Origin of the sequence: Haloarcula sp. R1-2 (genome assembly GCF_011627385.1) — an archaeon.
In the GTDB taxonomy this organism is placed as follows: domain Archaea; phylum Halobacteriota; class Halobacteria; order Halobacteriales; family Haloarculaceae; genus Haloarcula; species Haloarcula marismortui.
Map to the genome: position 1 here is coordinate 1,392,717 of NZ_JAANTG010000001.1, position 21,703 is coordinate 1,414,419.

Below are 21,703 nucleotides of genomic sequence, written 5' to 3' on the forward strand. Positions count from 1 at the left end.
TGGGACGGGGCCGAAGTAAGCCTTCGTTTCGGGAGCTACAGCCCGTCGGTGATGTGGTCGGCGACCCGTGCAGTTGTTCTGGCGGTCGCTCGCCGGTGTGCAAAGACCGTTCGGGCGTCAACCGCGGCGTCTTCGTCCCGGGTGAAGCGCACGTTCGGGTAGCGGACGTCGGTCAGCACCAGCGGTTCGGGCGGGGCCGGTGGAACCCCGTCGGGGCCGCTAACGGGTTCCGGCGAGAGGATGCGGTCGACCTTCGAGGGCGGGGCCGAGCCGTCCGCGACGGCCGCCGCGAGCGAGACGAGTCGGCGAACCAGCTGGCGGCAGAACCCGCCGGCCGTAAGCTGGACGACGAGGAACTGACCGTCCCGGGTCCAGTCGATGGCGACGGTCCGCTCAGTACCGGTCTCATCCGTGGTAAGATTGTGGAAGTCGTGTGTCCCGGCGAGCGCGTCGACAGCGTCGGCCCACCGCTCGTCGTCGACCGGTTCGTGTTCGGGTCGGTCCGCATCCGCCGGCGCGTACAGGTAGTAGGTGTAGGTGCGCTCGGCGGCGTCGTGGGTTGCGTGGAAGTCCTCGGGAACATCGGCGCTGGCCCACACGCGAACGTCGTTTGGGAGTTCACCGTTGAACGCCGCCGGTGAGAGCCACGCTGGCGCGTCGAAGGCGACGGTCTGTGTCCGCGCAGAGACGCCGGCATCAGTCCGGCCGGCGGCCGCGTACCGGTCAGGCAGCCCCTCGCCACGCTCACAGACACCGAGGCGGACGAGCGCTGAACGCAGTCGGCCCTCGACGGTGTCGACGTCGGGCTGGCGCTGGAACCCGTGATACGGTTGGCCGTCGTAGGCCACGCGATAGGCGCGCATACCGATTTGTCGACTGCGAACCACTTGTCTCACCCGAATCTCAGTCGCTGGGAAGGATAGACGAACTTAGGCGTCCTGAGGACAAAGACGGGGGTATGTCCAACGCCGCCGCGGCGGATCACGACTTCCCTCGCCCGCCCGAAACGTTCACCGACCACGACGGGCGGACGGTGACAATCGAGGCCTATGACGGCGACATCGACCCACTGGTGGAGATGTATGCTGACTTCGGGACCGACTCCCGGTCACAGGGCGTCCCACCCCGGACCGAAGCGGACATCCGCGACTGGCTCCCGAATCTTGTCGAGGACGGCCTGAACGTCGTTGTCTGGCACGAGGATCAAGCCGTCGGCCACTCCGTCCTCGTCCCATACCAGGACACGTCGGAGCTGGCAATTTTCGTCCACCCGGACTACCAGCACGCCGGCATCGGTTCACAGCTCATCCGCGTCCTGCTTGGCTACGGGCAGGAGAATGGACTCGACCGCGTCTGGCTTTCGGTCTCGAACACGAACCACGTCGCCCGGGCACTGTACGAATCAGTCGGCTTCGAGACTATCGCCAAAGAGCGCGTCGAAATGGAGATGCAGCGGGCGCTCTGAGCGGACGGCTCCACACAGCGATAAATAGCGGCTACACAAAAACTGTGTATGGACCTCGCCTCACACCCGGAGACACTGATTTGTGCGGAGTGTGGCTCGACAATCGAGGACGCGGGCTACTTGCCGGCGACAGAGCGGGACGAAACGTACCACCCGCTGGTCGACGCGGCGGTCTGTGACGCCTGTGGCTTCAACGACCTCGGAATGACCGGCTGTGCGCCCGAACTCGACGACGTGGTCGACCCGGGACCGGACGACGCGCTTCTGTACGTTCGCCTGACCGACAGTGATCTCGAGGTCGTTAGCTCGAAGGAATGAGGCCGCAAGTGCCTCGGCTGCACACGCACCCGCGGTACGGTCAGAGGGCGATGACTCGCCAGTTCACTCGGTTTCGAGGCTGACTTCCCTGTCGGCCTCACCGGTCGTGTTCTCTGCCTCGCTGGTCGCTGAGAGCGATTCGGTCTCCAGTAGGCGGTCCAGCCGCCGCTCGAACTCGCTGTCTGTCAGTTCACCGCGGGCGTAGCGCTCTCGGAGGTGATCGACCGGGTCCACCGTCGGTTCCGTTGCGTTGGGTGCATCGGTTTCATCCTGGGCTGTCTCGTCTTCTGGGGACTCGATCATCGGTAGTTTCGAACCCAGAAGGGCGACGAGCGGGGCCAGAATGAACCAGCCGAGGATGATCGACACCGGTGCAATCGACCCGCCAAGGCCGGCCGCACCTGCGAGCATAGCAAGGCCCGTCGACAGTATCGCGATGGTCGCGACGAGCTTCCACCTCGGGAGAGCGATGGAGGGGAGTGTCATGTCGACCACTCAACACGCTGGTCGCAAAAAGCTGCTGTCGTGGGCCGGCCGCTCAGCCGTGTTACTCCGCGAAGTCCTCGAACGTCGGCCGGTCGTAGTCGCCGGGGAACGCCGAGAGCGGGACGCTGACCTGCTCGCCGTCCTCCATCTCCTTGAGCGTCACTTCGTCGTTTTCCAGGTCCTGCTCGCCGACGATGACGACCGTCTCGGCGTTGATGCCGTCTGCGTACCCCATCTGCGCGCCAAAGGAGCGGTCGGCAACGTCGCTCTCGACGACGTGACCCCGCTCGCGCAGGTCGCGAGCGATGCGGGCCGCGGTCGGACGCGTGTCGCCGACCTGCAGGACGTAGTAGTCCGTCGACAGTTCCTCGGCGGGCCAGACGCCGGCGCGCTGACAGAGGAGTTGGAGCGTGGCGTGGCCGGGCGCGAACCCGACGGCCGGCGTCGGCTGGCCGCCGAAGCCCTCGATGAGGTCGTCGTAGCGGCCGCCACCGAACACCGAGCGGGACACCTCGCCCGTCGAGTCGAAGCACTCGAAGACGACGCCGGTGTAGTAGTCCAGCCCGCGCGCGGTCGTCAGCGAGACGGTGAGGTGCTCGCGGACGCCGAAGTCCTCGGCTGCGTCGAGCACTGCCTGAAGATTGTCGGTCGCCGTACGGACATCCTCGGACCCGGTGAGGTCCCCGAGCGTTTCGATTTCCTCGGCGTCGATCTGTAGCATCTCGTCGAACGTGTCGGCCTGTCCATAGCTGAGTCCCGCTTCGGCGAGCGCGTCAAGGTACTCGTCGTGGTCGACCTTCGCTCGCTTGTCGACCGCGCGAATGGCCTCGGGCACGTCCACGTCCGCCTCGAACGACTCGAGTACGCCCGAGAGGATATCTCGGTGCGAGACGCGGATTTCGAAGTCCTCGCCCGTCAGCCCGAGGTCAGTGAGCATATCCACGGCAACGGCCAGAATCTCGGCGTCGGCCGTCGGCTCCGCCGACCCGAAGATGTCGACGTTGGTCTGGTAGAACTCCCGGAACCGCCCTTGCTGGGGCTCCTCGTAGCGCCAGAACGGCCGCGTCGATACCCACTTGATCGGCTTCGAGAGTTCCTGTTGCTTGGCGACAAACATCCGCGCAACGGTCGGCGTTAGCTCCGGCGTGAGTGCGACCTTCCGCCCGCCCTTGTCCTCGAAGCTGTACAGTTCCTCGACGATCTCCTCGCCGCTCTTGTCGACGTACATCTCGGTCGGCTCCAGCGCTGGGGTGCCGATCTCTCGGAAGCCATAGCGCTGTGCGACGTCTTCAAGCGTATCCATGGCCCACCGCCGGGCCTGCATCTCCTCGGGGTAGAAATCGCGAAAGCCCTTGACGGAGTCGTACATACCGGCGTCTACAGCAAGGGCGCGCTTGAACCTGTTCGTTCACGCTGACCAGACCCACGAACCATGGGCCGGTACCGCCCGGTAGAGAGTGGCTAAACTGTCTGTCACGACTGTCTCTGCCAATGAACTGTGAGGACGGGCGGGCATGGCTAGCAGACGCTGTCGGTAAGCGAGCTAGAGGCTGACTATGCGGTGAATGGCCCGTATTAGAGAACGGACAACAAAGAGACGCTCCACCGAGTGTGGCTGTATGGGATGGGCAGTGAATCGGTGGGGACATCGCGGGGTGAGACAGTGACACAACGATTCGAGACGGGGATTCGAGCACTAGACCGGAAGCTCAACGGCGGCATTCCGACTGGAAGCCTCGTCACACTGCTTGCCGAACCGGCGAGCCAGGCGGAGCTGTTCCTCTCCGAGTTCGTCGCCCGGCAGGAAACGGTGTATCTCTCCGGCGAGCAGGCACCCACGACGGTCACGTCGGCGCTGCGGTCACAGCGAGGGTCTTACGACGATCTCGCAGTCAGCCAACTGGACCGGGAGGCCCCGGTCAGCGATGCGCTCGCCCACGTCGAGGGACTCACCGAAGGGTCGCTCCTCGTCGTCGACCCGGTCGAACCGCTTGAGCGCGCGGACACGGGAGAGTTTCGGGCCTTCCTTGAAACGCTGCAGGCCAGACTCACACAGACAGACAGCGCCGCGGTCCTGTACGCGCTCAAACACGACAGGACGCCGTCGCAACGACACCGAACGGAGTACACGAGCGACGTCGTGCTCGACCTCGAAACGAAGCGACGCGACGACGCCATCGAAAACAGGCTCTTTATCCCGAAGTTCCGCGGGGGCCGCGCGCTCACTGAACCGATATGCCTCGACCTCACTGACCGCATCAGCGTGGACACCACCCGGGATATTGCTTAGTTTGACGGGCACACCGCAGACTCGAACCGCCAGCGGCTATCGCAGGCCCTGGACGCGGGACTGCGTGTGCTCGGGGAACACGTCAGCCACGGCACCCTCGCCGTAGCGCTTCCGCAGGAGTGCGCGGAGTTCGACCTCGTAGTCGGCCTTCGGAATCTCGGCGCTAGGGCCGCTCTCGACGACGAGGCGGTCGGCGGCCATCGCGTCGATAGCACCGCGACCGATGCCCGCAAGCGGCGCGAGGTAGTCCACGTCGAAACGGTCCTCGATACTCTGGGCGAGCGGGCGGTCCACCGTCGGCACCCGGTCGTCGCGGCGGGTGCCGTCAGCCACGGCGTCGAGTGTATCGAGACCGTCGGCATCGGCGACCCAGTCGGCGCGGGCGACGGTTTCGACGGCGTGCTCGTGGACCCGCTGGATGCCGTTTCGCGGGTAGCCGTCATCGAACATCTGCTTGACGGCGTCGTGGGCCACGTCCGGGTCCAGATCGACCGTCACGTGATCGAAGCCGACGGCTGTTGCGCTCTCCTGTGCAGGGTCGGTGTCACGGACGCCGAAAGAGCCGCTGACGAGCGTCACGTGATAAAAGGGGTCAAGCAAAAGCGCCGCCAGCGTCGAGTCTTTTCCGCCGCTGTACAACAGAGCACAGTGCATCTACCGGCGCTTGATATCGAAGCTCTTGGAGTCGGGCGTCAGCTCCGAGAGGAGTTCTTTCATCTGGTCCTCGTCGATCTGGCCCTGCACGCGACCGCTACGTGCCAGCGCGACGACTTGCTGTTCGATCTGTTCGCCAACCTGCGGTTTCGACATCTTGACCGTGTTGAGCCGCTTGCGTGCGCCGTCAGTAAGGTTCTGTTTGAGGACGGCCTGTTTCTGGGCCTCAGCCTGTTGTTGCGCGGCCTCCTGGCCCTCGCCCTCGCCGCCCTGCTGTTCCTTGAGCTGCTCCATCTTCTTTTTTCGGAGCTCTTCAAGTTCTTCCTCGCTGGGGTCGCCACTCATAGTTGTATCAACGTACTGGAGTCGGTCGGAAAACGATTTCGGAGCAGGGGCTACGGAACGAGAAAAGCAGCGATAAAGGCGTCAGTTACGCGTAGCGTTCGAGTTCCGGACGGTCGAGTTCCGTCAGGAGGTCGCCTGCGGTGTCATCAAGGAGGCTGCGACCGTCACCCGTGACACGGCGGCCGTCGTTTTCGCTGGTCTCGACGTAGCCGGCGTCTTCGAGCTGCTGGAGCGCCGTCCGGATGATGTTGCCCGAGCCCTTGGTCTTCTGGTGGGGGCGGACGCGGTAGCGGGTCGTCCCCTGCTTCGATGTACCGTACTCGGAGCGGAGGGCGTTAACGCCGACAGGACCGTCGACGGCGACCTTTCGGAGGAGGCTGGCGGCCCGTCGCGTCCAGAAGTCCTCCTGCTCAGGTGGGAGTTCGCGGTCGACACCGGTCTTGGTGAACTCGGCCCAGTCCGGCGCTTCGATGTCGTCTTCGTCTGCGAGCGTCTCCGTGAGTGCCTCGATGAGTTCCTCGGGGGGAACGTCGTAGAGTGTAGCCATTGCAGATTTCTTTCCGTCGCCGTCATTTAAACGCGTCGTTCGCAGTCGGCGGGCGTGAACCGTTCACTCGCCCACAGGGCAGCAATGCTCCCACTCCCATCAGGAGTCGCGAGGGTCACTCCTCTGGCGACGCGGCCCGGTCGACGCCGAGTGCAGCGGCGACACCGCCGCCGATAACAGTCGGCAGCAGGTAGCTCCCAACGCGGTGGATCAGCACCGCAGAGGTGGCGAGGGCGGCCGAAACCGGGGCTGTCGAGACCAGCAGCGTCACGAGCACCGTCTCAATAGCCCCGGACCCGCCGGGAAGCGGTACGACGCTGGCGATGCTCCCGACAGGGACGACAAGCAGGACGACCTCGACCGGGACTGGTGCCCCAACGGCGTACAGCGACGTCCACAGCGACGCCGACAGGCAGACCCAGCCAAACGCTGAGAGCCCAAAGGTCTGGAGGACCGTCCGCCGGTCGGTCGCGATGCGCTCGATGGCGGAAAAGAACCCCTCGATTCGTGCCTCGATGTTTTCTGCGGACGGCGGTGACCATCGGGGCACGACGTTCGACAGCGCGGTCAGAGCCGGTGAGACACCGCGAATGACCAGCGCCTGAACCCGGTCTCGGTGTCGCCAGCCAAGGACAGCAGCAGTGGGGATGCCGACCGCGAGCACCGCGACAGCACCGGCGGCAAACGCCAGGTTCCGGGTCAACTGGACCGCACCGGCTGCGACGAAGGTGAAGCCGACGATGGCGTACCCGACTGACGGCAGGAAATGGACCGTGTCGACGGTGGCGATGGCCGCCAGCCCGGTCTCGTACTCGGTGTCGGCAGCCGTCGAAATGAGCAACGCGCTCACTGGCTCGCCACCGGCTTGCCCGAAGGGCGTGACGTTGTTCGAGAACACGGCGGCGACGAACACGAGGACGGCGGTGCGTGGCGCCACTGGCGCGCCAAGCGCCTGAAGAACCGTCCACAGCGCTAGCCCCCACGAGACGAGCCACAGTATGGCGATGCCTGCGACGGCGAGAAGCGCCCCTGGGTCCGCCGTCGTAAGCGCGTCCAGCGTCTCGCCGATGCCGACAAGCCACACCAGCCCCGAGAGGACGGCGAGCGCTGCCGCGAACCCGACGACCGTCGCCACCCGGTTCCCATCCATGTGGATGGGATTGGCAGTCTCCGATTTCAACCCACCGACCCTGTCTCGCCGGCGGATATCCACGGGGGTTTTGCCCCGGGAACCCGACGACGGGGTATGGACGAGCGGGCCGCACTCGCTGACCTCGCCGACCGACTTCCCGACGCGGGCGACGACTGCGCCGTCGTGGACGGGCAAGTCATCACGACCGATATGCTCCACGAGCGGACGGACTTCCCGGCAGGGACGAGCCGCTACACGGCGGGCTGGCGGGCCGTCGCCGCCTCGCTGTCGGACGTTGCGGCGATGGGGGCCGAGGCAACGGCGGCGGTGGCCGCGTACGGCGCGCCGTCGTTCGACGCGGACGAACTCGCGGCGTTCGTCGACGGCGCACAGGACGTGTGTCACGCGGTCGGCGCGGAGTACGTCGGCGGCGACCTGGATAGCCACGACGAGTTCACCGTCGCGACGACGGCCATCGGCTCCGCAGCTGAGCCGGTTCGTCGCTCGGGCGCTTCGCCCGGCGACGCGGTCTGTGTCACCGGAACGCTCGGCCGGTCAGCCGCCGCCCTCAAACTGTTCGACCGTGGCGATACCGACCGGGCGAACGAGCTATTCCAGTTCGAGCCTCGCGTCCGTGCGGGCGTCGCGCTCCGACCGCACGCGACAGCGATGATGGATTCGAGCGACGGGCTGGCCCGCTCGCTGCACCAGCTGGCCGAGGCCAGCGGCTGTGGCTTCGCTATCGAAGCGCCACTGCCGATAGACCCGCAGGTCGACACGTTCGCGGAGACGGAGCAGGAGCGCAGAGATCTGGGTGTGTTCTTCGGTGAGGACTTTGAGCTGGTGTGTACGCTGCCTGAATCCGACGTGCTCGAAGCCAGAGAGGCCACGCCGTGCCCGCTCCACCGGGTCGGAACGGTCACCGAGGACGGCGTGACGCTCAATGGCGAGCCGCTTCCGGACCAAGGGTACTCACACTGAGAACAGCCACAGCGACACCGCCTGACAGTTAGACCGCGCTGATCTCGAACGGAACCGGCGTGAAACAGGCGATTCCCAGCAGGAATGTAAACAGGCCAAGCAGCGCTCGCCGCCGGTCGAGCGTCGTATCCACGGTCGGGCGGGCCGGACCGGCGTACGCGAGCCCGGTGGCGAACAGACCCCAGAACACCCACAGGCCCCAGACGCCGAAGCCGACCGGCGGGGGGTCGCGGGTAAAGTACAGGTAGCCGGCGAGTGCGAACAACGCGCCAGGCACCGCGGCGGCGATGGTTTCCTGACGACGTCCGACGATGGACCGCACGATGTGACCGCCGTCAAGTTGCCCCACCGGAAGCAGATTCAGGAACGTGAAGAACATCCCGGCCCAGCCGGCGAACACGATGGGGTGGACTGACTCGCCGGGGCCGACCTCGGTTCCGAGCCCCAGCGCGTTGACTAGGGCTTCCAGCGCTTGGAACAGAAGCGGATAGTTGAACGTGATGATGACGCCGGTGTCGCTGTTCGCCACGCGTTCCGGGACGGTAATCGGGTCTATCGAGAGGCCGATGACCGTGACGATTGTTGTCGCAACGAGGCCGGCAAGCGGGCCGGCCACGCCGATATCGAACAGCGCCGTCCGGTCGGGGATGCGCCCACGGATGTTGATGACCGCTCCCATCGTGCCGAGATACGACGGGAACGGGATGAAATACGGGAGCGTCACGTCGACGCCGTGGTAGCGGGCCGCGGCGTAGTGACCCAGTTCGTGGATACCGAGCACACCGAGCATCGCGACCATGAACGGCCAAGCTTCGAACACGCGAAGTGGGTTCTTAGCGACCGGGATATAGTACCAGGCGCTCGCCCCGACATAGAGGGTCGACGCGATAGTCGCGAGCAACATCCCGATGTTGAGCCACGGAACGCCGCCGGTGTCCGTACCGACAGGCTCCGCCACCAGTGCGTACTGGCCCGGGCGCGTGTTCACCGCGCCACCGGGAGCAATCGAGTCATTGGCGCCCGGGTCGTCGACAACGGTAGTCCCACCGTTGCTCGTCACAGTAGTCCCAGTAGCCGATTCGGGACCAAGTTCTTCGAGCCGAACGTCGTAGCCCCGCTGTCGGAACACCGGCCTGAGTTGCTCAGCGACGGCATCCGGTGGCACTAGTGGGTTGCCGAGATACTGGACAGTTCCGTCCGTCCGCCGCACTGACGAGACGGAGAACACGCCGGCCAATCGGTCAGGCGACGGCGGGTCCGCGGCGGAGCCACTCATCAACTGCTCGTAAACGATGCGGGCACAAATACTCCGCGAACGATCGCACAGCTAGCAGGTACTCCGTGCAAAAACTGTACGCGGGGACCAGTCGCCTACGCCGGCTCAATACGCCAGGTGGTCGCGCTCGTGTACGACCACTTTTCGACATTAATCTCGGACGCGCTGTCCTTGAGCTTGACCATCAGGGCACCGATCTCTTTGGGGGAGAGACCGACTTCATCAGCGATGAACTTGCTCTTGAAATACATCTCGCCGTCACTGGCCTTCTCTGCGAGGAACGACTTCAGTCGCTCTTCTTTGGAGGGCTCTTCCTCGCCGGAGGGCGTTGCGGTAGCGCTCATCTTTGTCACCTCACTTTCTCGTAACCCCGCCGAGAGTATATAAAGGAAGGAACCTTCAGGTCACTTCGGTCACTTTCAGGACAAATCGAGCTAAAACGCATTTTTTATAACCGTTTCAGATTTCTTTAGACGTTTTACAAAGCTTTCTTAGTCAGTGGATTGGCACTAGTTCCGTGGTGCTTTGAACGGTCTGTGAAAGAGAGATATCACCCTCTGGGAAGGCCGATAAACGGTATATTTCGCCGGTAGAGTGTCAGAACCGTCAGACGTGCGTCAGCACGTCGGGCACACGTCATACAGACATTCCCACCGGTACGCGACCGACAGCAGTCACTGTGGGCACCAGAAAGGGCGGACTAGAGAGACAGCAGTCAGTGGCCTTGACAACCCTTAAGAGTGCATCGCGGTTACGGCGGGCTAATGAAAGTCGTCGTCTCCATTGGCGGAAGCGTACTGGCCCCGGACCTCGACGCGGACCGGGTTGCCGACTACGCCGACGCCATCCAGTCACTCGATGCACAGGGACATACACTCGGGACCGTTGTCGGCGGTGGCCCGACAGCACGTGATTACATCGGCAGCGCTCGGGATCTGGGCGCGAACGAGATCGAACTCGACCAGCTCGGCATCGCCGTCACGCGGCTGAACGGCCGACTGCTGATCGCCGCTCTAGACGACCGTGCCGCGCCGACACCCGCTGAAAGCTACGACGAGGGCCGGGAAGCCATCCGTCGCGGGGATATCCCTGTCCTTGGGGGCATCGTCGCCGCACAGACCACCGACGCCGTGGCGGCCGCCTTCGCGGAGTACGTCGGCGCTGACCTGCTCGTGTACGCAACATCGGTTCCCGGCGTCTACAACGCCGACCCGAACGAGGACGACGACGCGACGCGGTTCGACGAACTCGGCGCGGACGAACTCGTCGACGTGATCGCCGACATCGAGATGGACGCCGGCAGCAGCGCACCGGTCGACCTGCTAGCCGCGAAAATCATCCAGCGGTCCGGCATCCGGACGATGGTGCTCGACGGCACTGATCCCGAACGTGTCGTGCGCGCAGTCGAAGACGGCGAGTTCGACGGGTCCGAAATCCTTCCGGAGGCATAGATGGCGGAAGACCCCTACGAGGTCGGCCGCGGCGGTTCCCGGGCGTTCTGGGCCGACTCCGTCGCCGACGCCATCGAGGCACGAGACCCCGACGAACCAATCGTCATTAAGGGCGGCGTCTCCCCGTCTGGCGTCCCCCACATCGGTCACTTCAACGAGATAATGCGGGGCTACTACGTCGCCGAGGCCCTGCGGGACCGCGGTCACGAGGTTCGACAGGTGTTCACCGCCGACGACAAGGACCGGCTGCGGGCGGTCCCCCGCCAGCTCGCCGACCTCGACTGGAACATCGTCGGCCTCGGGGAAGTCGACGCCGGCGCACTCGGGCGGAACCTCGGGAAGCCGTACACGGATATTCCGGACCCATTCGGCTGCTGTGATTCCTACGGCGCTCACTTCACGGCGCTCCTGCAGAAAAGCGCCGAGCTGGTCGGCGTCGACGTGGAGTTCGTCTCGAACACCGAGCTGTACGCCGACGGCGAGTTCGAAGCAGTCACGCGCCGGGTGCTCGAACGCGCCGACCGGGCCCGTGACGTGCTCGCGGAGTATCAGAACAAGGTCGACGACGACTACGTCCCGTTCCTGCCCCAGTGTGCCGAGTGTGGGAAGATTACTGAGGGCGTCACCGCGGTCGACCTCGACGCCGGCGAAGTCGAATACGTCTGTGAAGACGTCGAGGCCGGCGACCAGACCATCGATGGCTGTGGCCACGAAGGCACGGCGACGCTCCGGGACGGAAAGCTCCCGTGGCGGTTCGAGTGGCCCGCTCAGTGGGAGATTCTGGGCGTCGACTTCGAGCCCTTCGGCAAGGACCACGCCGAGGGCTCCTGGCCATCAGGTGAGGATGTCGCTGAGAACGTGCTGGACATCCAGCCGCCGGTCCCGATGGTGTACGAGTGGTTCACCCTCGACGGCGAACCGCTCTCCTCTTCCTCCGGCAACGTCATCACCGTCGACGAAGTGCTGGACATCCTCGAACCGGAGGTGTTCAAGTACTTCTTTGTGAAGGACCCGCGGAAACAGCGGGACTTCTCCGTCGAGAATATCGACCAGCTCGTCGACGAGTTCGACCGGTTCGAACGGCGATATTTCGAAGAAATCGAGGCCAGCGAGGACGACGCCGAACTTGCGGAGCGAGCCTATCCGATGGTCGTGGACGACCCACGCGAACAGCGGATACGGATTCCCTACACATTTGCGGCCGTGCTCGGGATGACCGACGACCCGGCGCTCCGAGAGCAGATCGCCCGGAAAGAAGGCCATATCCCGGACGATGCGCCGGAGTGGGCCGTCGAGCAGGCGCTTGCCCGCGTCGAGCGAGCCCAAGAGTGGGCCAGCCTGACGAACAACGAATTCAACTACGAACTCAAGCGCGCCGAGATACCCGAGGTCTCATTCGACGACGCAACGGCGGCCGCACTGGATGAACTGGCCGATTTCATCGCCGAAGGCCACGACGGCGAGGCAATCCAGTCGGAAATCTACGAGACGGCAAAGCGAAACGACATCGACATCAGCGAGTTCTTCTCGGCCGGCTACCGGCTGCTGTTCGACGACACCGAAGGCCCACAGCTCGGGACGTTCATCGCGAAACTTGACCGGGAGTTCGTCGTGGAGCGGTTCCGTCGCAACGAGTAATCCGGGTAGGAGGGGCCTACCCGTCCGTAACACCCTGTTGAAGGGTGTCTTCAGGGTGACTGTTCCTGCGTGTCGACCCGCTCGAACATCGGTCCGAGCTGCTCGTCGTAGCAGTCCTGACAGACGTACGCGTCGATGACGCCCGTCTCGCTGTGCGTGTGAATCATCGCGTGGACGGTAGCGTCAAAAGGGACCGTCTCGCCACAGATACCGCAGGTTTCTGGCATTGTCCGGCACCTCATTGTACTACGTTTCCACACTACATAGAACGGGTGGTTCGTCCACCCCTCAGTTCGAACGGGGCGTCACCAGCACAGGGACATCGACGGTTCGGAGCAGTTGCGACGTAACACTGCCGAGCAACTGGCGTTTCAGGTTCGAACGGCCGTGTGACGCCATCACGACGAAGTCAATGTCATTGTCGGAGACGTACTCTTGGATGCCGGCGGCAACGCCGTCAAGCGAGGTCGTCTGTTCCACGGCAGTTTCAACCGAGATGTCCGGGGCCGCCGTCCGAAGTTCGTCGGCGGTTGTTGCGACGGCGTCGCGTCCATTCGCCTCCAGTCGTTCGATGAACGTCTCGTTCAACCCGCCAGCGTTGAACGCTCCGCCAGCGGCCTGGATATCAACGACATTGAGCACGTGTACTAGCGCGTCGTATCTGTCTGCTACCGCCGCGGCGTGTCGTGTCACCGTGTCAGCGTTCTCGCTCCCATCGGTTGTAACGAGTAGCCGCGAGTAATCGAATTCGTCCCTGTCAGCCTGCTTCTCCGCCGAAACGACGAACACGGGCACGGCAGTTCGGTGCAAGACCTGCTCGGTGACGCCGCCGAGTAGTCGCTTCCCGAGACCGGTCATCCCCTGTCGGCCAAGGACAATGAGTCCTGCGTCGGTTTCACGAGCGTATTCGTCTATCCGCGCACTTGGTTTCCCTTCTAGCAGTTCCGTCGTGACGGACTGACCAATGTCGGCGGCGAGTGACTCGATCTCCGCGAGGACTGACTCGCCGTGTTCCCGGAGACGGGCGCTCTCGCGGTCTGTTCGTGTGAGTGCGAGCGCGCGCTGCTCGACGACATAGACCGCTTCAGCCGTTGCGTCGAAGTCCTTTGCCAGTGCGAGGCCACGTCGTGCGGCTGCCGTGGCTTCGTCGCTCCCATCGACGGGAACCAGAATATGGTCGTACATTGCGTTGTCGTTTGCGGCGGGGTCACTTCACCGTTGGCTGCTGTGGGCCAGCAGTGTGACCCAAACCAAACCCTCTTGCTTGGCTACGCCTATTTTCAGATAAATGGTGAGTACGCTGACGTGGGTCCTCGCGGGCCTTGTCGCCTACACCCTCCTCGCGATGGCGCTCCGGACTCGCGGCGTTGTCCCTGAGTATATTCGTTTTAGCGGCCCGATTACGACGATTCACACACAGAAGGGCAAAGCTGTGCTCGACTGGCTCGCACGGCCAAAGCGGTTCTGGCGGGCCTGGGGGAACCTCGGCGTCGGGTTCGGTCTCGTGGTGATGGTCGGCTCGTTCCTCCTCGTTGCGCTCGGTGCCTACCAAGCGCTCGTCAATCCCCAGCCTTCCGCACTGAACGAACCGCGGAACGCGCTGGCGATTCCCGGCGTCAACGACTTCCTCCCCCTGTCGGTCGCGCCCGAAATCGTACTCGGGTTGTTACTCGGCCTCATCGTCCACGAGGGCGGGCACGGACTGTTCTGTCGCGTCGAGGACATCGACATCGAGTCGATGGGGCTTGCCCTGCTGGCGATTATCCCGATTGGGGCATTCGTCGAACCCGACGAAGACGAACTCCTGCGGTCCGACCGCGGCGCGCAGGCCCGGATGTACACGGCCGGCGTGACCAACAACTTCGCGCTGGCGATCATCACGCTGCTGTTGCTGTTCGGGCCGGTCGCCGGTGCTGTCGCCGTCGTCGACGGCGTTCCGGTCGGGAGCCCAGTCAACGGGACGCCTGCGGCCGAGGCGGGTATCGTCTCTGGCGATGTCATCACGGCGGTCGACGGCCAGTCCGTCGAGAACCAGCAGGAACTCGAAGCGGTGCTCGCCGAGAGTGATGCTCAGACTGTCGAGGTGGCACGGAAGGACGCAGAGACCGTCACCGTCGAGCGGTCCGTCGTCGTCTCGGCGGCCCTCCAGAGCGCACCACTTGGCACCGGCGAGACGATTGTCTCCGTCAACGGGACTGCCGTAGCTACCAGCAGTGAGTTCGAACAGACGGCCAGCGAGCATCCCGTCGCGACGCTCGAAACCGAGTCCGGGGAGACAGTCACGACCCCGCTCGGTGCATACGTCTTGGTCGCGGAGGACGGCCCGCTCGCAGCAGAGGGGGCACCAGACGGCGACGGCATGATAATCACCGAAGTCAACGGCGAGCGAACGCACAGCGGGACCGCGCTGATGCAGGCGCTTGAGGGTGGCGAACCCGGTGACCGCGTGACTCTCATCGGCTACGTCGACGGCTCCCGCGAGACCTACGAGGTGACGATGGCCGAGAGCGAACAGGTGGACAACGGCATCATCGGCGTCAGTATCCAGCAGGGCATCAGCGGCATTCAAGTCAGTGACTTCGGCATCGACGCCTACCCCGCCGCCGCGTTCCTCGAATTCCTCGGCGGATCGCCAGACACGCCCACGTCAGTCTCTGAGTTCTCGTTTGCGCAACGGATTTTCAGCACGCTCTTGCTCCCGTTCATCGGCGTCGCCGGTGGCTTTGGCTACAACTTCGCCGGCTTCACCGGAATCGCGACGAACTTCTACACTGTGCAGGGCCCGCTCGGCGCACTCGGAACGACGCCGGTGTTCCTGCTCGCGAACGTCCTGTTCTGGACCGGCTGGATCAACCTCGTCATCGGCCAGTTCAACCTCATCCCGACGTTCCCGCTCGACGGCGGCCACATTCTTCGGGCGTCGACCGAGTCGTTCGTCTCGCGGCTACCGGTCTCGGACGGCCGGCGGGTGACGACAGCCGTCTCCATCGCCATCACGGTCTCGATGATCGGCGGCCTCCTGTTGATGGTGTTCGGGCCGCGGCTGCTGACCTGAGACGGACTGATATCACTGTTTCGCCCGACGACCGCCCGGCTCGCGGCGGTCGACGTGGACACGACGTACAGGAGTCCGTCTGACACGGCCGGGGTTTCGTTACCCATTTACTCCCCGCCGCGAAAGCCCGGCGTATGTTCCTGCAGCTCCGTGCGGAGGTCGAGGACGCCCTCGCCGACGCACTCACAGCCCTCGACCTGCCGGCCGAGGACCTCGGTATCGAGGAACCTCCGGAGGACGTCGACGCCGTGCTCGCATCGAGCGTCGCCTTCCGGCTGGCCGGCGAGGTCGGTACCGCGCCGCCGAACGTCGCCGGTGACATCGCCGACGCGATTGACGCCGACGAGCTCACCTACGTCCGCGACGCGACGACACAGGGGCCCTACGTCAACTTCCTCCCGAGCGAGGCGTATTTCGCCGAGACCCTGCAGTCAGTCACGGACGACACGTTCGGCCGACTCCCCGACCGCGACACGAGCGTGGTCGTCGAACACACCTCCGCGAACCCGACCGGACCGGTCCACGTCGGGCGAGCGCGCAACCCCATTATCGGCGATGCTGTCGCCCGTGTCCTCGATTACGCCGGCTACGACGTGGACCGCCATTACTACGTCAACGACGCAGGCCGCCAGATTGCGGTGTTCACTTGGGCCTACGAAACCTTCGACGAGGCCGACCTGCCCGAACCCGAGCGCGAGTCCCCGGAGTACGAGATGGTCCGGTACTACCGCAAGGGCAACACCGTTCTCGAAGAGGGCGACCCCGAGGAAGTCGAGGACGCTGAGGCCGAAGTCCAGTCGATTCTGCAGGGCCTCGAAGACGGCGACGAGGAGACCTACGAGCGGGTCGCTGAAGTGGTCGACACCGTCCTCGGTGGGATGCAGACCACGCTCGAACGCCTCCCAGCCGAGTTCGACGAGTTCGTCAAGGAGACGCGGTTCATGCGCAACGGCGACACAGACGACTTAGTCGACCGGCTGAAGGAACTCGACTGCGCTGTCTACGAGGAAGACGCTTGGCAGTTGGATCTGCCCGACTTCGAGAAGAACCTCGTCTTCCTGCGTTCGGACGGCACGTCGCTGTACACCACCCGGGATCTGGCCCACCACGAGTGGAAGTTCGACACCTACGACCGCGCCGTCACGGTGCTGGGCGAGGACCACAAGCTCCAAGCCGACCAGCTCGACGCCGCGCTGGGCCTGCTCGGCAACGACACCGACCAGCTCCGGCAGGTGTTTTACTCTTGGGTGAACCTCCCCGAAGGTGGGATGAGTACACGCGAGGGGACCGGTATCGACCTCGACGACCTGCTCGACGAAGCCATCGACCGCGCGCGTGAGGAGGTCGAATCCCGACTTGACGACCGGACCCGCGGCGACCTCGACGAGGACGACATCGACCGCATCGCGCGCCAAGTCGGCATCGGCGCGGTCCGCTACGACATCGTCTCGAAACAGCCGACCAAGGGCATCACCTTCGAGTGGGACCGCGCGCTGGACTTCGAGGCGCAGTCTGCCCCGTACGTCCAGTACGTCCATGCGCGCTGCTGTGGCATCCTGAACGACGTGGAAGCCGACATCCCCGACGAACCCGACCTCGACCCGCTGTCGGAACCGGAAGAGCGCGCGCTGCTCCGCGAACTGGCCCGGTTCCCCGCGGTCATCGAGGCAGCCGCGGATGATTTGACGCCACACACCGTCGCGACCTACACCCGCGACCTCGCCGAGACGTTCAACGCCTTCTACCGGGAGTGTCCGGTTCTCGACGCTGACGACGAGACCCGCGCGGCACGGCTGGCGCTCGTCGATGGGACCCGGACCGCGATTGCGAACGCGCTCGACGCGCTAGGTGTCGAAGCGCCGACCTCGATGTAGGTTCGGGGTATGACAGGCTGTCGCTATTAGTTTGCCCGAACAGCCTATTTCTGCAGGAACGTGTCGACTTCCGCCGAGACTAGTTCTGGTGTCTCTGCGGGGCCGCTGTGGCTGACACCATCGAACTCGACGAACCGGCTGTGTGGCAGTGCGTCGTGTACGTTTCGAGCACTCCGCCGAAGGAAGTCCGGACCGTTGGTGCCGGACAGGACGAGAGTGGGCGCGTCGACATCGAGGCGGTCTGGGAGCCGGTACTGTTCGACAGACCGGTTCATCCGGACGACCTCTTCGGCGAGGTCCACGCAGTCGGGCCAGACGGGCCACTCCGCCAGCCAAGCGTCGAGGTCGTCGATACCGTCTGGGTGGAGGACCTGCTCGACGTAGCGTTTCACCGCCGCTTTGCGTTCCCCGTTCTGTACGAGCGACGCCATACGGTCGGCAAGGTCGGCCTCCGTTCGGTACGTGTCGGGCAGTACTGCCGGTTCGTAGGCGATGACGGCTTCGACCGGTGTCTCTGTCGCGGCCTCAATAGCGGTGAGCGCCCCGTAAGAGTGTCCGAAAAGGACCGGGTCACCGTCGACGGCGTCGGTAAGCGCTCGGACGTAGCTGGCCTCGCGGTCCAGCACCTCACCAGCGCTCGTTTCCGCGGGGGAATCGAGGCAGGTCCCGAACCCCGGACGCTGTGGGACAACAGCGCCGTATCCTTCGAACTGTGGAATGACTGGCTCCCAGTACGCCGTGGGTGCCATCCCGCCATGTAAGAACAGCAGCGGCTGGCCGTCACCGTAGCGTTCGAACTCGACTTCAATCTCGTCTGCAGACTGTGTCGGCTGCATACAATATGACGGTCGGGTGCAGTCGGGCTAAGCCGTTCTCTCAGTGCTTGGGCCGTTTAATAGGGGTCGAAAGTGGACGCCCAACCGACTCGCTGTTCCGACAGGTGCTTCAGCATCGGCGGAGAGCGGTACCCCATGGGGCTTATCGCAGAGTTTCAGATCGAGTGTGAAGCGCTGCCGCTCGTATCGGTCGCGCACGCGGTTCCCGAAGCGTCGATTTCACTCTCGCTCCAGTACAACCACGGTCGCCGCCCGCTGTTTATTGCAACCGTGACGGGCGGTTCGAAGCGGGCTATCGAGCAGGCACTCACCGATGCCGACGACGTGCAGGAGTGGACGCGTATCGGGACGGCCGGCGACACCCGCCGGTATCAGGCAGTGCCAGCGCTGAGCTTCGAAGAGCAACTCGGTGGCCAAATCGACGACCTCGACGGGCTCGAAGCGCTCGCCACTGCAGACGCCATCATCGAACAGATAACCGTGACTGTGGACGGATGGCAACAGATGGGCTGGTTTGCCGACCGAGCGGCATTCACCGAGTTCACCTCGTTCTGGCAGCAAAACGCCGGCTTCGGATTGGACCGGCTGACCCGCGAGACGGAACCAAAACCGCCCGGAAACGGGCTCACCGACCGCCAACTGGAAGCGCTACGGACGGCGTACGAAATGGGGTATTTCGAAATTCCGCGACGTGCATCACTGGAGGCCGTGGCCCAAGAACTGGACATCTCTGCGTCGTCGCTCTCCGAGCGACTGCGCCGGGCACAGACCCAACTCATCCAAGAAACAGTCGCAACACTGTGGCCGCCGCTTCCGGAGTGAGCCAGCACGCCAGCGACGGCAGTAAAATCAGTTAAACAGGCCGAACACGCCGCCAGAGTCTTCATCTTCGTCGACATCAGAATGGTCCTCGGTGTCTTCGAGGAACCACTCGTCGTCAAGTATTGTCTCGATATCAGCGTCGGGGCTCTCACCACGGAAGAACACACCCTCCAGCGCCTCTGTCAGCCGCTGATAGGCGTCTGCAGCCGTGCTCTCGGGGGCGTTGAGTACGAGTGGTTCCTCGGTTGTCGCCTGCGGGTCGTCCGGGATGACCGCAAGCAGCGGGAACTCCATCTGCTCGGCGATGGACGCGACATCCGTATGGCGGGTCGCGCGGTTGATTATCGCGCCCAGAACGGTCCCGTCGATGCGGTTCGCTAGCTGGGCTGTTTTAACGGTATCGCCCACCGCAACGTCGTCAGGAGTCGTGACGAGGACGATACCGTCAGCCAGTCCCAGCGGCACAGCGACCTCATGGCTTAGTCCAGCGCCGGTGTCGATCAACACCACGTCGTAGGCATTTCGGAGCGTCTTGATGACTTTCCTGAGCTTTGCGGGGTCAGCGTCCGCGAACGCCTCCAGCGACTGTTCACCCGGAATCACTGTGAGCCCACCCGGCGCATCAGTCAACGCCTCACTCACGGCAGCCTCGCCGGCCAGAATCTCGTGCAGGCTCTTTTCTGGCTCTACAGAGAGCATCGAGCCGAGGTTCGCCATCCCAAGATCTGCGTCGACGACGGCGACATCGTAGTCCATCTCCTGAAGCACAGCCCCGAGATTTACCGCGGTCGTCGTCTTTCCGACGCCGCCCTTGCCGCCCGCAATCGTACACACATACCCCGCCATAGTCTGATTGCTTGGGTACAATGCAGGCAGTCATATAAATGCGACTGTCATTTGTTGGACCACCACGAACCAGACGCACCCGAGAGCCGTCGGTTCTACGGCCAATCTGAGTACCCGATTATCACATCTGCCGTCACGGCCGTACGACTCTGTTGTTCGGGCACAACGCCCACTCTATTCGTCTCCCTCGCTGCTCGCGGGACGGTCCTCCCCGCTCGCAATTCCGAACCCCTTCGTTTCACTCAGGGTTTCGCTGCTCGCGGCTCATTTCATTCGCCGCTCACTCGTCCTGCGATTCTCGCTCTGCTCGAATCGCACAGCTGTCAACAGGTTCTTACGCCACCTCGGCCAAAGTAGAGTAATGAGCGAGCAGCAGGAACAGGAGCAGTCGGACAAACAAAAATACGAGTTCCGGAAGGTAATCGAGGAGCTCAAGGACTATCAGGGCTCGGGGACCCAACTCGTCTCTATCTACGTGCCCGAGGACAAGCAGATCAGCGACGTCGTCGCCCACGTCACCCAAGAGCACTCCGAAGCCTCGAACATCAAATCGAAGGACACCCGCACCGCGGTCCAAGACGCGCTCACCTCTATCAAGGACCGACTCCGATACTACGACGTGCGGCCACCCGACAACGGACTGGTCGTGTTCTCGGGCGCGTTCGACACCGGCGGCGGCCGGACCGACATGGTGACCAAAGTCCTCGAATCACCACCGGACCCCATCGAGTCGTTCCGCTATCACTGTGACTCGGAGTTCCTCACCGAGCCGCTGGAGCACATGCTGGCCGACAAAGGGCTGTTCGGCCTCGTCGTGCTCGACCGGCGCGAGGCCAACGTCGGCTGGCTGAAAGGGAAACGAGTCGAGCCCGTCAAATCCGCCTCCTCGTTGGTACCGGGCAAGCAGCGAAAAGGTGGCCAGTCAGCCCAGCGATTCGCCCGCCTCCGGCTGGAAGCTATCGACAACTTCTATCAGGAGGTCGCCGGCATGGCGAACGACCTGTTCGTCGCCGACCGCCACGAAATAGACGGCATCCTCGTCGGCGGCCCCTCGCCGACGAAAGACGAGTTCCTCGACGGCGATTACCTCCACCACGAACTACAGGATATGGTGCTCGGGAAGTTCGACGTGGCGTACACGGACGAGTCAGGGCTGTACGACCTCGTGGACGCGGCCGACGAGGTGCTGGCCGAACACGAGATGCTCCGGGACAAGGAGCTCATGGAGGACTTCTTCAAGCAGCTCCACAACGGGGACAAGGCCACCTACGGCTTCGACCAGACGCGCCAGAATCTCAACATGGGCGCGGTCGAACAGCTACTCATCTCCGAGGACCTCCGGAAGGACGTGGTCGCCTACACCTGCGAGAACGGCCACGACGAGTACGACCTGATCAACAGCAACGCCGAAACTGACGACCACGAGTGCTCTCGCTGTAGCGCTACCGTCGACGCCGCGGACGGTGAGCGCGAGGACGCCATCGACCATCTGATGGAACTGGCCGACCAGCGCGGCACCGAGACGGTGTTCATCTCGACAGACTTCGAGAAGGGCGAACAGCTGCTGACCGCCTTCGGCGGCGTCGCCGGCCTGCTGCGGTACTCGACTGGCGTCTAACGCACGTCGTTCGCTCTCGTATCTCCAGCAACTCTTCGGCGTAGACGACGACACAGTTAGTTTCGCTGA

The 21,703-nt window shown here is 64.0% G+C and carries 23 protein-coding genes; 10 read left to right on the top strand and 13 right to left on the bottom strand.

Annotation, left to right across the window (positions count from 1 at the left end; all coding sequences use genetic code 11):
- Positions 1–35: 35 nt before the first annotated feature.
- Positions 36–863: a tRNA pseudouridine(38-40) synthase TruA gene (gene truA, locus G9C82_RS07055; protein ID WP_127013709.1), complete on the bottom strand. Its 828-nt coding sequence runs from the start codon at positions 861–863 to the stop codon at positions 36–38.
- Between the two features lie 95 nt (positions 864–958).
- Between truA and G9C82_RS07060 the strand changes: the two genes are divergently transcribed.
- Together G9C82_RS07060 and G9C82_RS07065 are read left to right on the top strand one after the other, a co-directional pair.
- Positions 959–1,465 (top strand): GNAT family N-acetyltransferase, encoded by a 507-nt coding sequence (locus tag G9C82_RS07060; RefSeq protein ID WP_007189203.1) that lies wholly within the window; start codon positions 959–961, stop codon positions 1,463–1,465.
- Between the two features lie 48 nt (positions 1,466–1,513).
- Positions 1,514–1,783 carry a hypothetical protein gene (locus G9C82_RS07065; protein WP_007189204.1) on the top strand — a complete coding sequence of 90 codons (270 nt, stop codon included), beginning with the start codon at positions 1,514–1,516 and terminating at the stop codon, positions 1,781–1,783.
- Positions 1,784–1,846: 63 nt separating this feature from the next.
- Here G9C82_RS07065 and G9C82_RS07070 read toward each other — a convergent pair whose 3' ends face one another.
- Together G9C82_RS07070 and hisS are read right to left on the bottom strand one after the other, a co-directional pair.
- Positions 1,847–2,269, bottom strand: a complete 423-nt coding sequence (locus G9C82_RS07070; protein ID WP_007189205.1) for an SHOCT domain-containing protein — start codon at positions 2,267–2,269, stop codon at positions 1,847–1,849.
- 61 nt (positions 2,270–2,330) lie between these two features.
- Positions 2,331–3,638: a histidine--tRNA ligase gene (gene hisS / locus G9C82_RS07075; protein ID WP_007189206.1), complete on the bottom strand. Its 1,308-nt coding sequence runs from the start codon at positions 3,636–3,638 to the stop codon at positions 2,331–2,333.
- Between the two features lie 255 nt (positions 3,639–3,893).
- On the opposite strand from hisS, the gene G9C82_RS07080 reads away from it, so the two are divergent.
- Positions 3,894–4,559 (top strand): RAD55 family ATPase, encoded by a 666-nt coding sequence (locus G9C82_RS07080; RefSeq protein ID WP_127013710.1) that lies wholly within the window; start codon positions 3,894–3,896, stop codon positions 4,557–4,559.
- A gap of 36 nt (positions 4,560–4,595) precedes the next feature.
- On the opposite strand, the gene G9C82_RS07085 is transcribed toward G9C82_RS07080, so the two are convergent.
- The 4 genes from G9C82_RS07085 to G9C82_RS07100 all read right to left on the bottom strand — a co-directional run bounded on the left by G9C82_RS07085 (position 4,596) and on the right by G9C82_RS07100 (position 7,255).
- Positions 4,596–5,213 carry an alpha hydrolase gene (locus G9C82_RS07085; protein WP_127013711.1) on the bottom strand — a complete coding sequence of 206 codons (618 nt, stop codon included), beginning with the start codon at positions 5,211–5,213 and terminating at the stop codon, positions 4,596–4,598.
- Positions 5,214–5,558 (bottom strand): DNA-binding protein, encoded by a 345-nt coding sequence (locus G9C82_RS07090; protein WP_004518409.1) that lies wholly within the window; start codon positions 5,556–5,558, stop codon positions 5,214–5,216.
- An 85-nt stretch (positions 5,559–5,643) separates the two neighbouring features.
- Positions 5,644–6,105, bottom strand: a complete 462-nt coding sequence (locus G9C82_RS07095; protein WP_004964492.1) for a 30S ribosomal protein S19e — start codon at positions 6,103–6,105, stop codon at positions 5,644–5,646.
- 115 nt (positions 6,106–6,220) lie between these two features.
- Positions 6,221–7,255: a lysylphosphatidylglycerol synthase transmembrane domain-containing protein gene (locus G9C82_RS07100; RefSeq protein WP_127013712.1), complete on the bottom strand. Its 1,035-nt coding sequence runs from the start codon at positions 7,253–7,255 to the stop codon at positions 6,221–6,223.
- A 96-nt stretch (positions 7,256–7,351) separates the two neighbouring features.
- Between G9C82_RS07100 and thiL the strand changes: the two genes are divergently transcribed.
- Positions 7,352–8,218, top strand: coding sequence for a thiamine-phosphate kinase (gene thiL / locus G9C82_RS07105; RefSeq protein WP_127013713.1), 867 nt, complete (start codon positions 7,352–7,354; stop codon positions 8,216–8,218).
- A gap of 28 nt (positions 8,219–8,246) precedes the next feature.
- On the opposite strand, the gene G9C82_RS07110 is transcribed toward thiL, so the two are convergent.
- The gene (locus G9C82_RS07110) at positions 8,247–9,494 is read right to left on the bottom strand and encodes a site-2 protease family protein (protein WP_127013714.1); all 1,248 of its coding nucleotides are present in this window, start codon (positions 9,492–9,494) and stop codon (positions 8,247–8,249) included.
- A gap of 95 nt (positions 9,495–9,589) precedes the next feature.
- Entirely contained in the window at positions 9,590–9,838 is a 249-nt protein-coding gene (locus tag G9C82_RS07115; RefSeq protein WP_004518404.1) for a hypothetical protein, read from the bottom strand.
- 420 nt (positions 9,839–10,258) lie between these two features.
- Here G9C82_RS07115 and pyrH point away from each other — a divergent pair, with 420 nt between their 5' ends.
- Both pyrH and lysS read left to right on the top strand, forming a co-directional pair.
- Positions 10,259–10,945: a UMP kinase gene (gene pyrH / locus G9C82_RS07120; RefSeq protein WP_011224653.1), complete on the top strand. Its 687-nt coding sequence runs from the start codon at positions 10,259–10,261 to the stop codon at positions 10,943–10,945.
- A complete protein-coding gene (gene lysS, locus G9C82_RS07125; protein WP_007189211.1) occupies positions 10,946–12,583 on the top strand; it encodes a lysine--tRNA ligase in 1,638 nt (545 codons plus the stop codon).
- A gap of 50 nt (positions 12,584–12,633) precedes the next feature.
- On the opposite strand, the gene G9C82_RS07130 is transcribed toward lysS, so the two are convergent.
- Positions 12,634–12,810 carry a hypothetical protein gene (locus tag G9C82_RS07130; protein WP_007189212.1) on the bottom strand — a complete coding sequence of 59 codons (177 nt, stop codon included), beginning with the start codon at positions 12,808–12,810 and terminating at the stop codon, positions 12,634–12,636.
- Positions 12,811–12,871: 61 nt separating this feature from the next.
- Positions 12,872–13,768, bottom strand: a complete 897-nt coding sequence (locus tag G9C82_RS07135) for a universal stress protein (RefSeq protein ID WP_127013715.1) — start codon at positions 13,766–13,768, stop codon at positions 12,872–12,874.
- A 103-nt stretch (positions 13,769–13,871) separates the two neighbouring features.
- Between G9C82_RS07135 and G9C82_RS07140 the strand changes: the two genes are divergently transcribed.
- Together G9C82_RS07140 and argS are read left to right on the top strand one after the other, a co-directional pair.
- Positions 13,872–15,638, top strand: coding sequence for a site-2 protease family protein (locus tag G9C82_RS07140; protein ID WP_127013716.1), 1,767 nt, complete (start codon positions 13,872–13,874; stop codon positions 15,636–15,638).
- A 134-nt stretch (positions 15,639–15,772) separates the two neighbouring features.
- Positions 15,773–17,512, top strand: a complete 1,740-nt coding sequence (gene argS / locus G9C82_RS07145) for an arginine--tRNA ligase (protein ID WP_127013717.1) — start codon at positions 15,773–15,775, stop codon at positions 17,510–17,512.
- A 44-nt stretch (positions 17,513–17,556) separates the two neighbouring features.
- Here argS and G9C82_RS07150 read toward each other — a convergent pair whose 3' ends face one another.
- Positions 17,557–18,348: an alpha/beta fold hydrolase gene (locus tag G9C82_RS07150; protein ID WP_127013718.1), complete on the bottom strand. Its 792-nt coding sequence runs from the start codon at positions 18,346–18,348 to the stop codon at positions 17,557–17,559.
- Positions 18,349–18,483: 135 nt separating this feature from the next.
- Between G9C82_RS07150 and G9C82_RS07155 the strand changes: the two genes are divergently transcribed.
- Positions 18,484–19,170 (top strand): helix-turn-helix domain-containing protein, encoded by a 687-nt coding sequence (locus G9C82_RS07155; RefSeq protein WP_127013719.1) that lies wholly within the window; start codon positions 18,484–18,486, stop codon positions 19,168–19,170.
- A 27-nt stretch (positions 19,171–19,197) separates the two neighbouring features.
- On the opposite strand, the gene G9C82_RS07160 is transcribed toward G9C82_RS07155, so the two are convergent.
- The gene (locus G9C82_RS07160) at positions 19,198–20,016 is read right to left on the bottom strand and encodes a P-loop NTPase (RefSeq protein WP_127013720.1); all 819 of its coding nucleotides are present in this window, start codon (positions 20,014–20,016) and stop codon (positions 19,198–19,200) included.
- Between the two features lie 361 nt (positions 20,017–20,377).
- Between G9C82_RS07160 and prf1 the strand changes: the two genes are divergently transcribed.
- Positions 20,378–21,634 carry a peptide chain release factor aRF-1 gene (gene prf1, locus G9C82_RS07165; protein WP_127013721.1) on the top strand — a complete coding sequence of 419 codons (1,257 nt, stop codon included), beginning with the start codon at positions 20,378–20,380 and terminating at the stop codon, positions 21,632–21,634.
- Positions 21,635–21,703: the final 69 nt, after the last annotated feature.

Bases quoted from the DNA above. Each gene is read 5' to 3' on its own strand.
- G9C82_RS07160 (WP_127013720.1), bottom strand. From the start codon at position 20,016: ATGGCGGGGTATGTGTGTACGATTGCGGGCGGCAAGGGCGGCGTCGGA.
- thiL (WP_127013713.1), top strand. From the start codon at position 7,352: ATGGACGAGCGGGCCGCACTCGCTGACCTCGCCGACCGACTTCCCGAC.
- lysS (WP_007189211.1), top strand. From the start codon at position 10,946: ATGGCGGAAGACCCCTACGAGGTCGGCCGCGGCGGTTCCCGGGCGTTC.
- prf1 (WP_127013721.1), top strand. From the start codon at position 20,378: ATGAGCGAGCAGCAGGAACAGGAGCAGTCGGACAAACAAAAATACGAG.
- G9C82_RS07150 (WP_127013718.1), bottom strand. From the start codon at position 18,348: ATGCAGCCGACACAGTCTGCAGACGAGATTGAAGTCGAGTTCGAACGC.
- G9C82_RS07140 (WP_127013716.1), top strand. From the start codon at position 13,872: ATGGTGAGTACGCTGACGTGGGTCCTCGCGGGCCTTGTCGCCTACACC.
- G9C82_RS07080 (WP_127013710.1), top strand. From the start codon at position 3,894: ATGGGCAGTGAATCGGTGGGGACATCGCGGGGTGAGACAGTGACACAA.
- G9C82_RS07155 (WP_127013719.1), top strand. From the start codon at position 18,484: ATGGGGCTTATCGCAGAGTTTCAGATCGAGTGTGAAGCGCTGCCGCTC.
- G9C82_RS07065 (WP_007189204.1), top strand. From the start codon at position 1,514: ATGGACCTCGCCTCACACCCGGAGACACTGATTTGTGCGGAGTGTGGC.
- G9C82_RS07060 (WP_007189203.1), top strand. From the start codon at position 959: ATGTCCAACGCCGCCGCGGCGGATCACGACTTCCCTCGCCCGCCCGAA.
- G9C82_RS07130 (WP_007189212.1), bottom strand. From the start codon at position 12,810: ATGCCAGAAACCTGCGGTATCTGTGGCGAGACGGTCCCTTTTGACGCT.
- G9C82_RS07135 (WP_127013715.1), bottom strand. From the start codon at position 13,768: ATGTACGACCATATTCTGGTTCCCGTCGATGGGAGCGACGAAGCCACG.
- G9C82_RS07085 (WP_127013711.1), bottom strand. From the start codon at position 5,213: ATGCACTGTGCTCTGTTGTACAGCGGCGGAAAAGACTCGACGCTGGCG.
- G9C82_RS07110 (WP_127013714.1), bottom strand. From the start codon at position 9,494: ATGAGTGGCTCCGCCGCGGACCCGCCGTCGCCTGACCGATTGGCCGGC.
- G9C82_RS07090 (WP_004518409.1), bottom strand. From the start codon at position 5,558: ATGAGTGGCGACCCCAGCGAGGAAGAACTTGAAGAGCTCCGAAAAAAG.
- G9C82_RS07095 (WP_004964492.1), bottom strand. From the start codon at position 6,105: ATGGCTACACTCTACGACGTTCCCCCCGAGGAACTCATCGAGGCACTC.
- pyrH (WP_011224653.1), top strand. From the start codon at position 10,259: ATGAAAGTCGTCGTCTCCATTGGCGGAAGCGTACTGGCCCCGGACCTC.
- truA (WP_127013709.1), bottom strand. From the start codon at position 863: ATGCGCGCCTATCGCGTGGCCTACGACGGCCAACCGTATCACGGGTTC.
- G9C82_RS07100 (WP_127013712.1), bottom strand. From the start codon at position 7,255: ATGGATGGGAACCGGGTGGCGACGGTCGTCGGGTTCGCGGCAGCGCTC.
- argS (WP_127013717.1), top strand. From the start codon at position 15,773: ATGTTCCTGCAGCTCCGTGCGGAGGTCGAGGACGCCCTCGCCGACGCA.
- G9C82_RS07115 (WP_004518404.1), bottom strand. From the start codon at position 9,838: ATGAGCGCTACCGCAACGCCCTCCGGCGAGGAAGAGCCCTCCAAAGAA.
- hisS (WP_007189206.1), bottom strand. From the start codon at position 3,638: ATGTACGACTCCGTCAAGGGCTTTCGCGATTTCTACCCCGAGGAGATG.
- G9C82_RS07070 (WP_007189205.1), bottom strand. From the start codon at position 2,269: ATGACACTCCCCTCCATCGCTCTCCCGAGGTGGAAGCTCGTCGCGACC.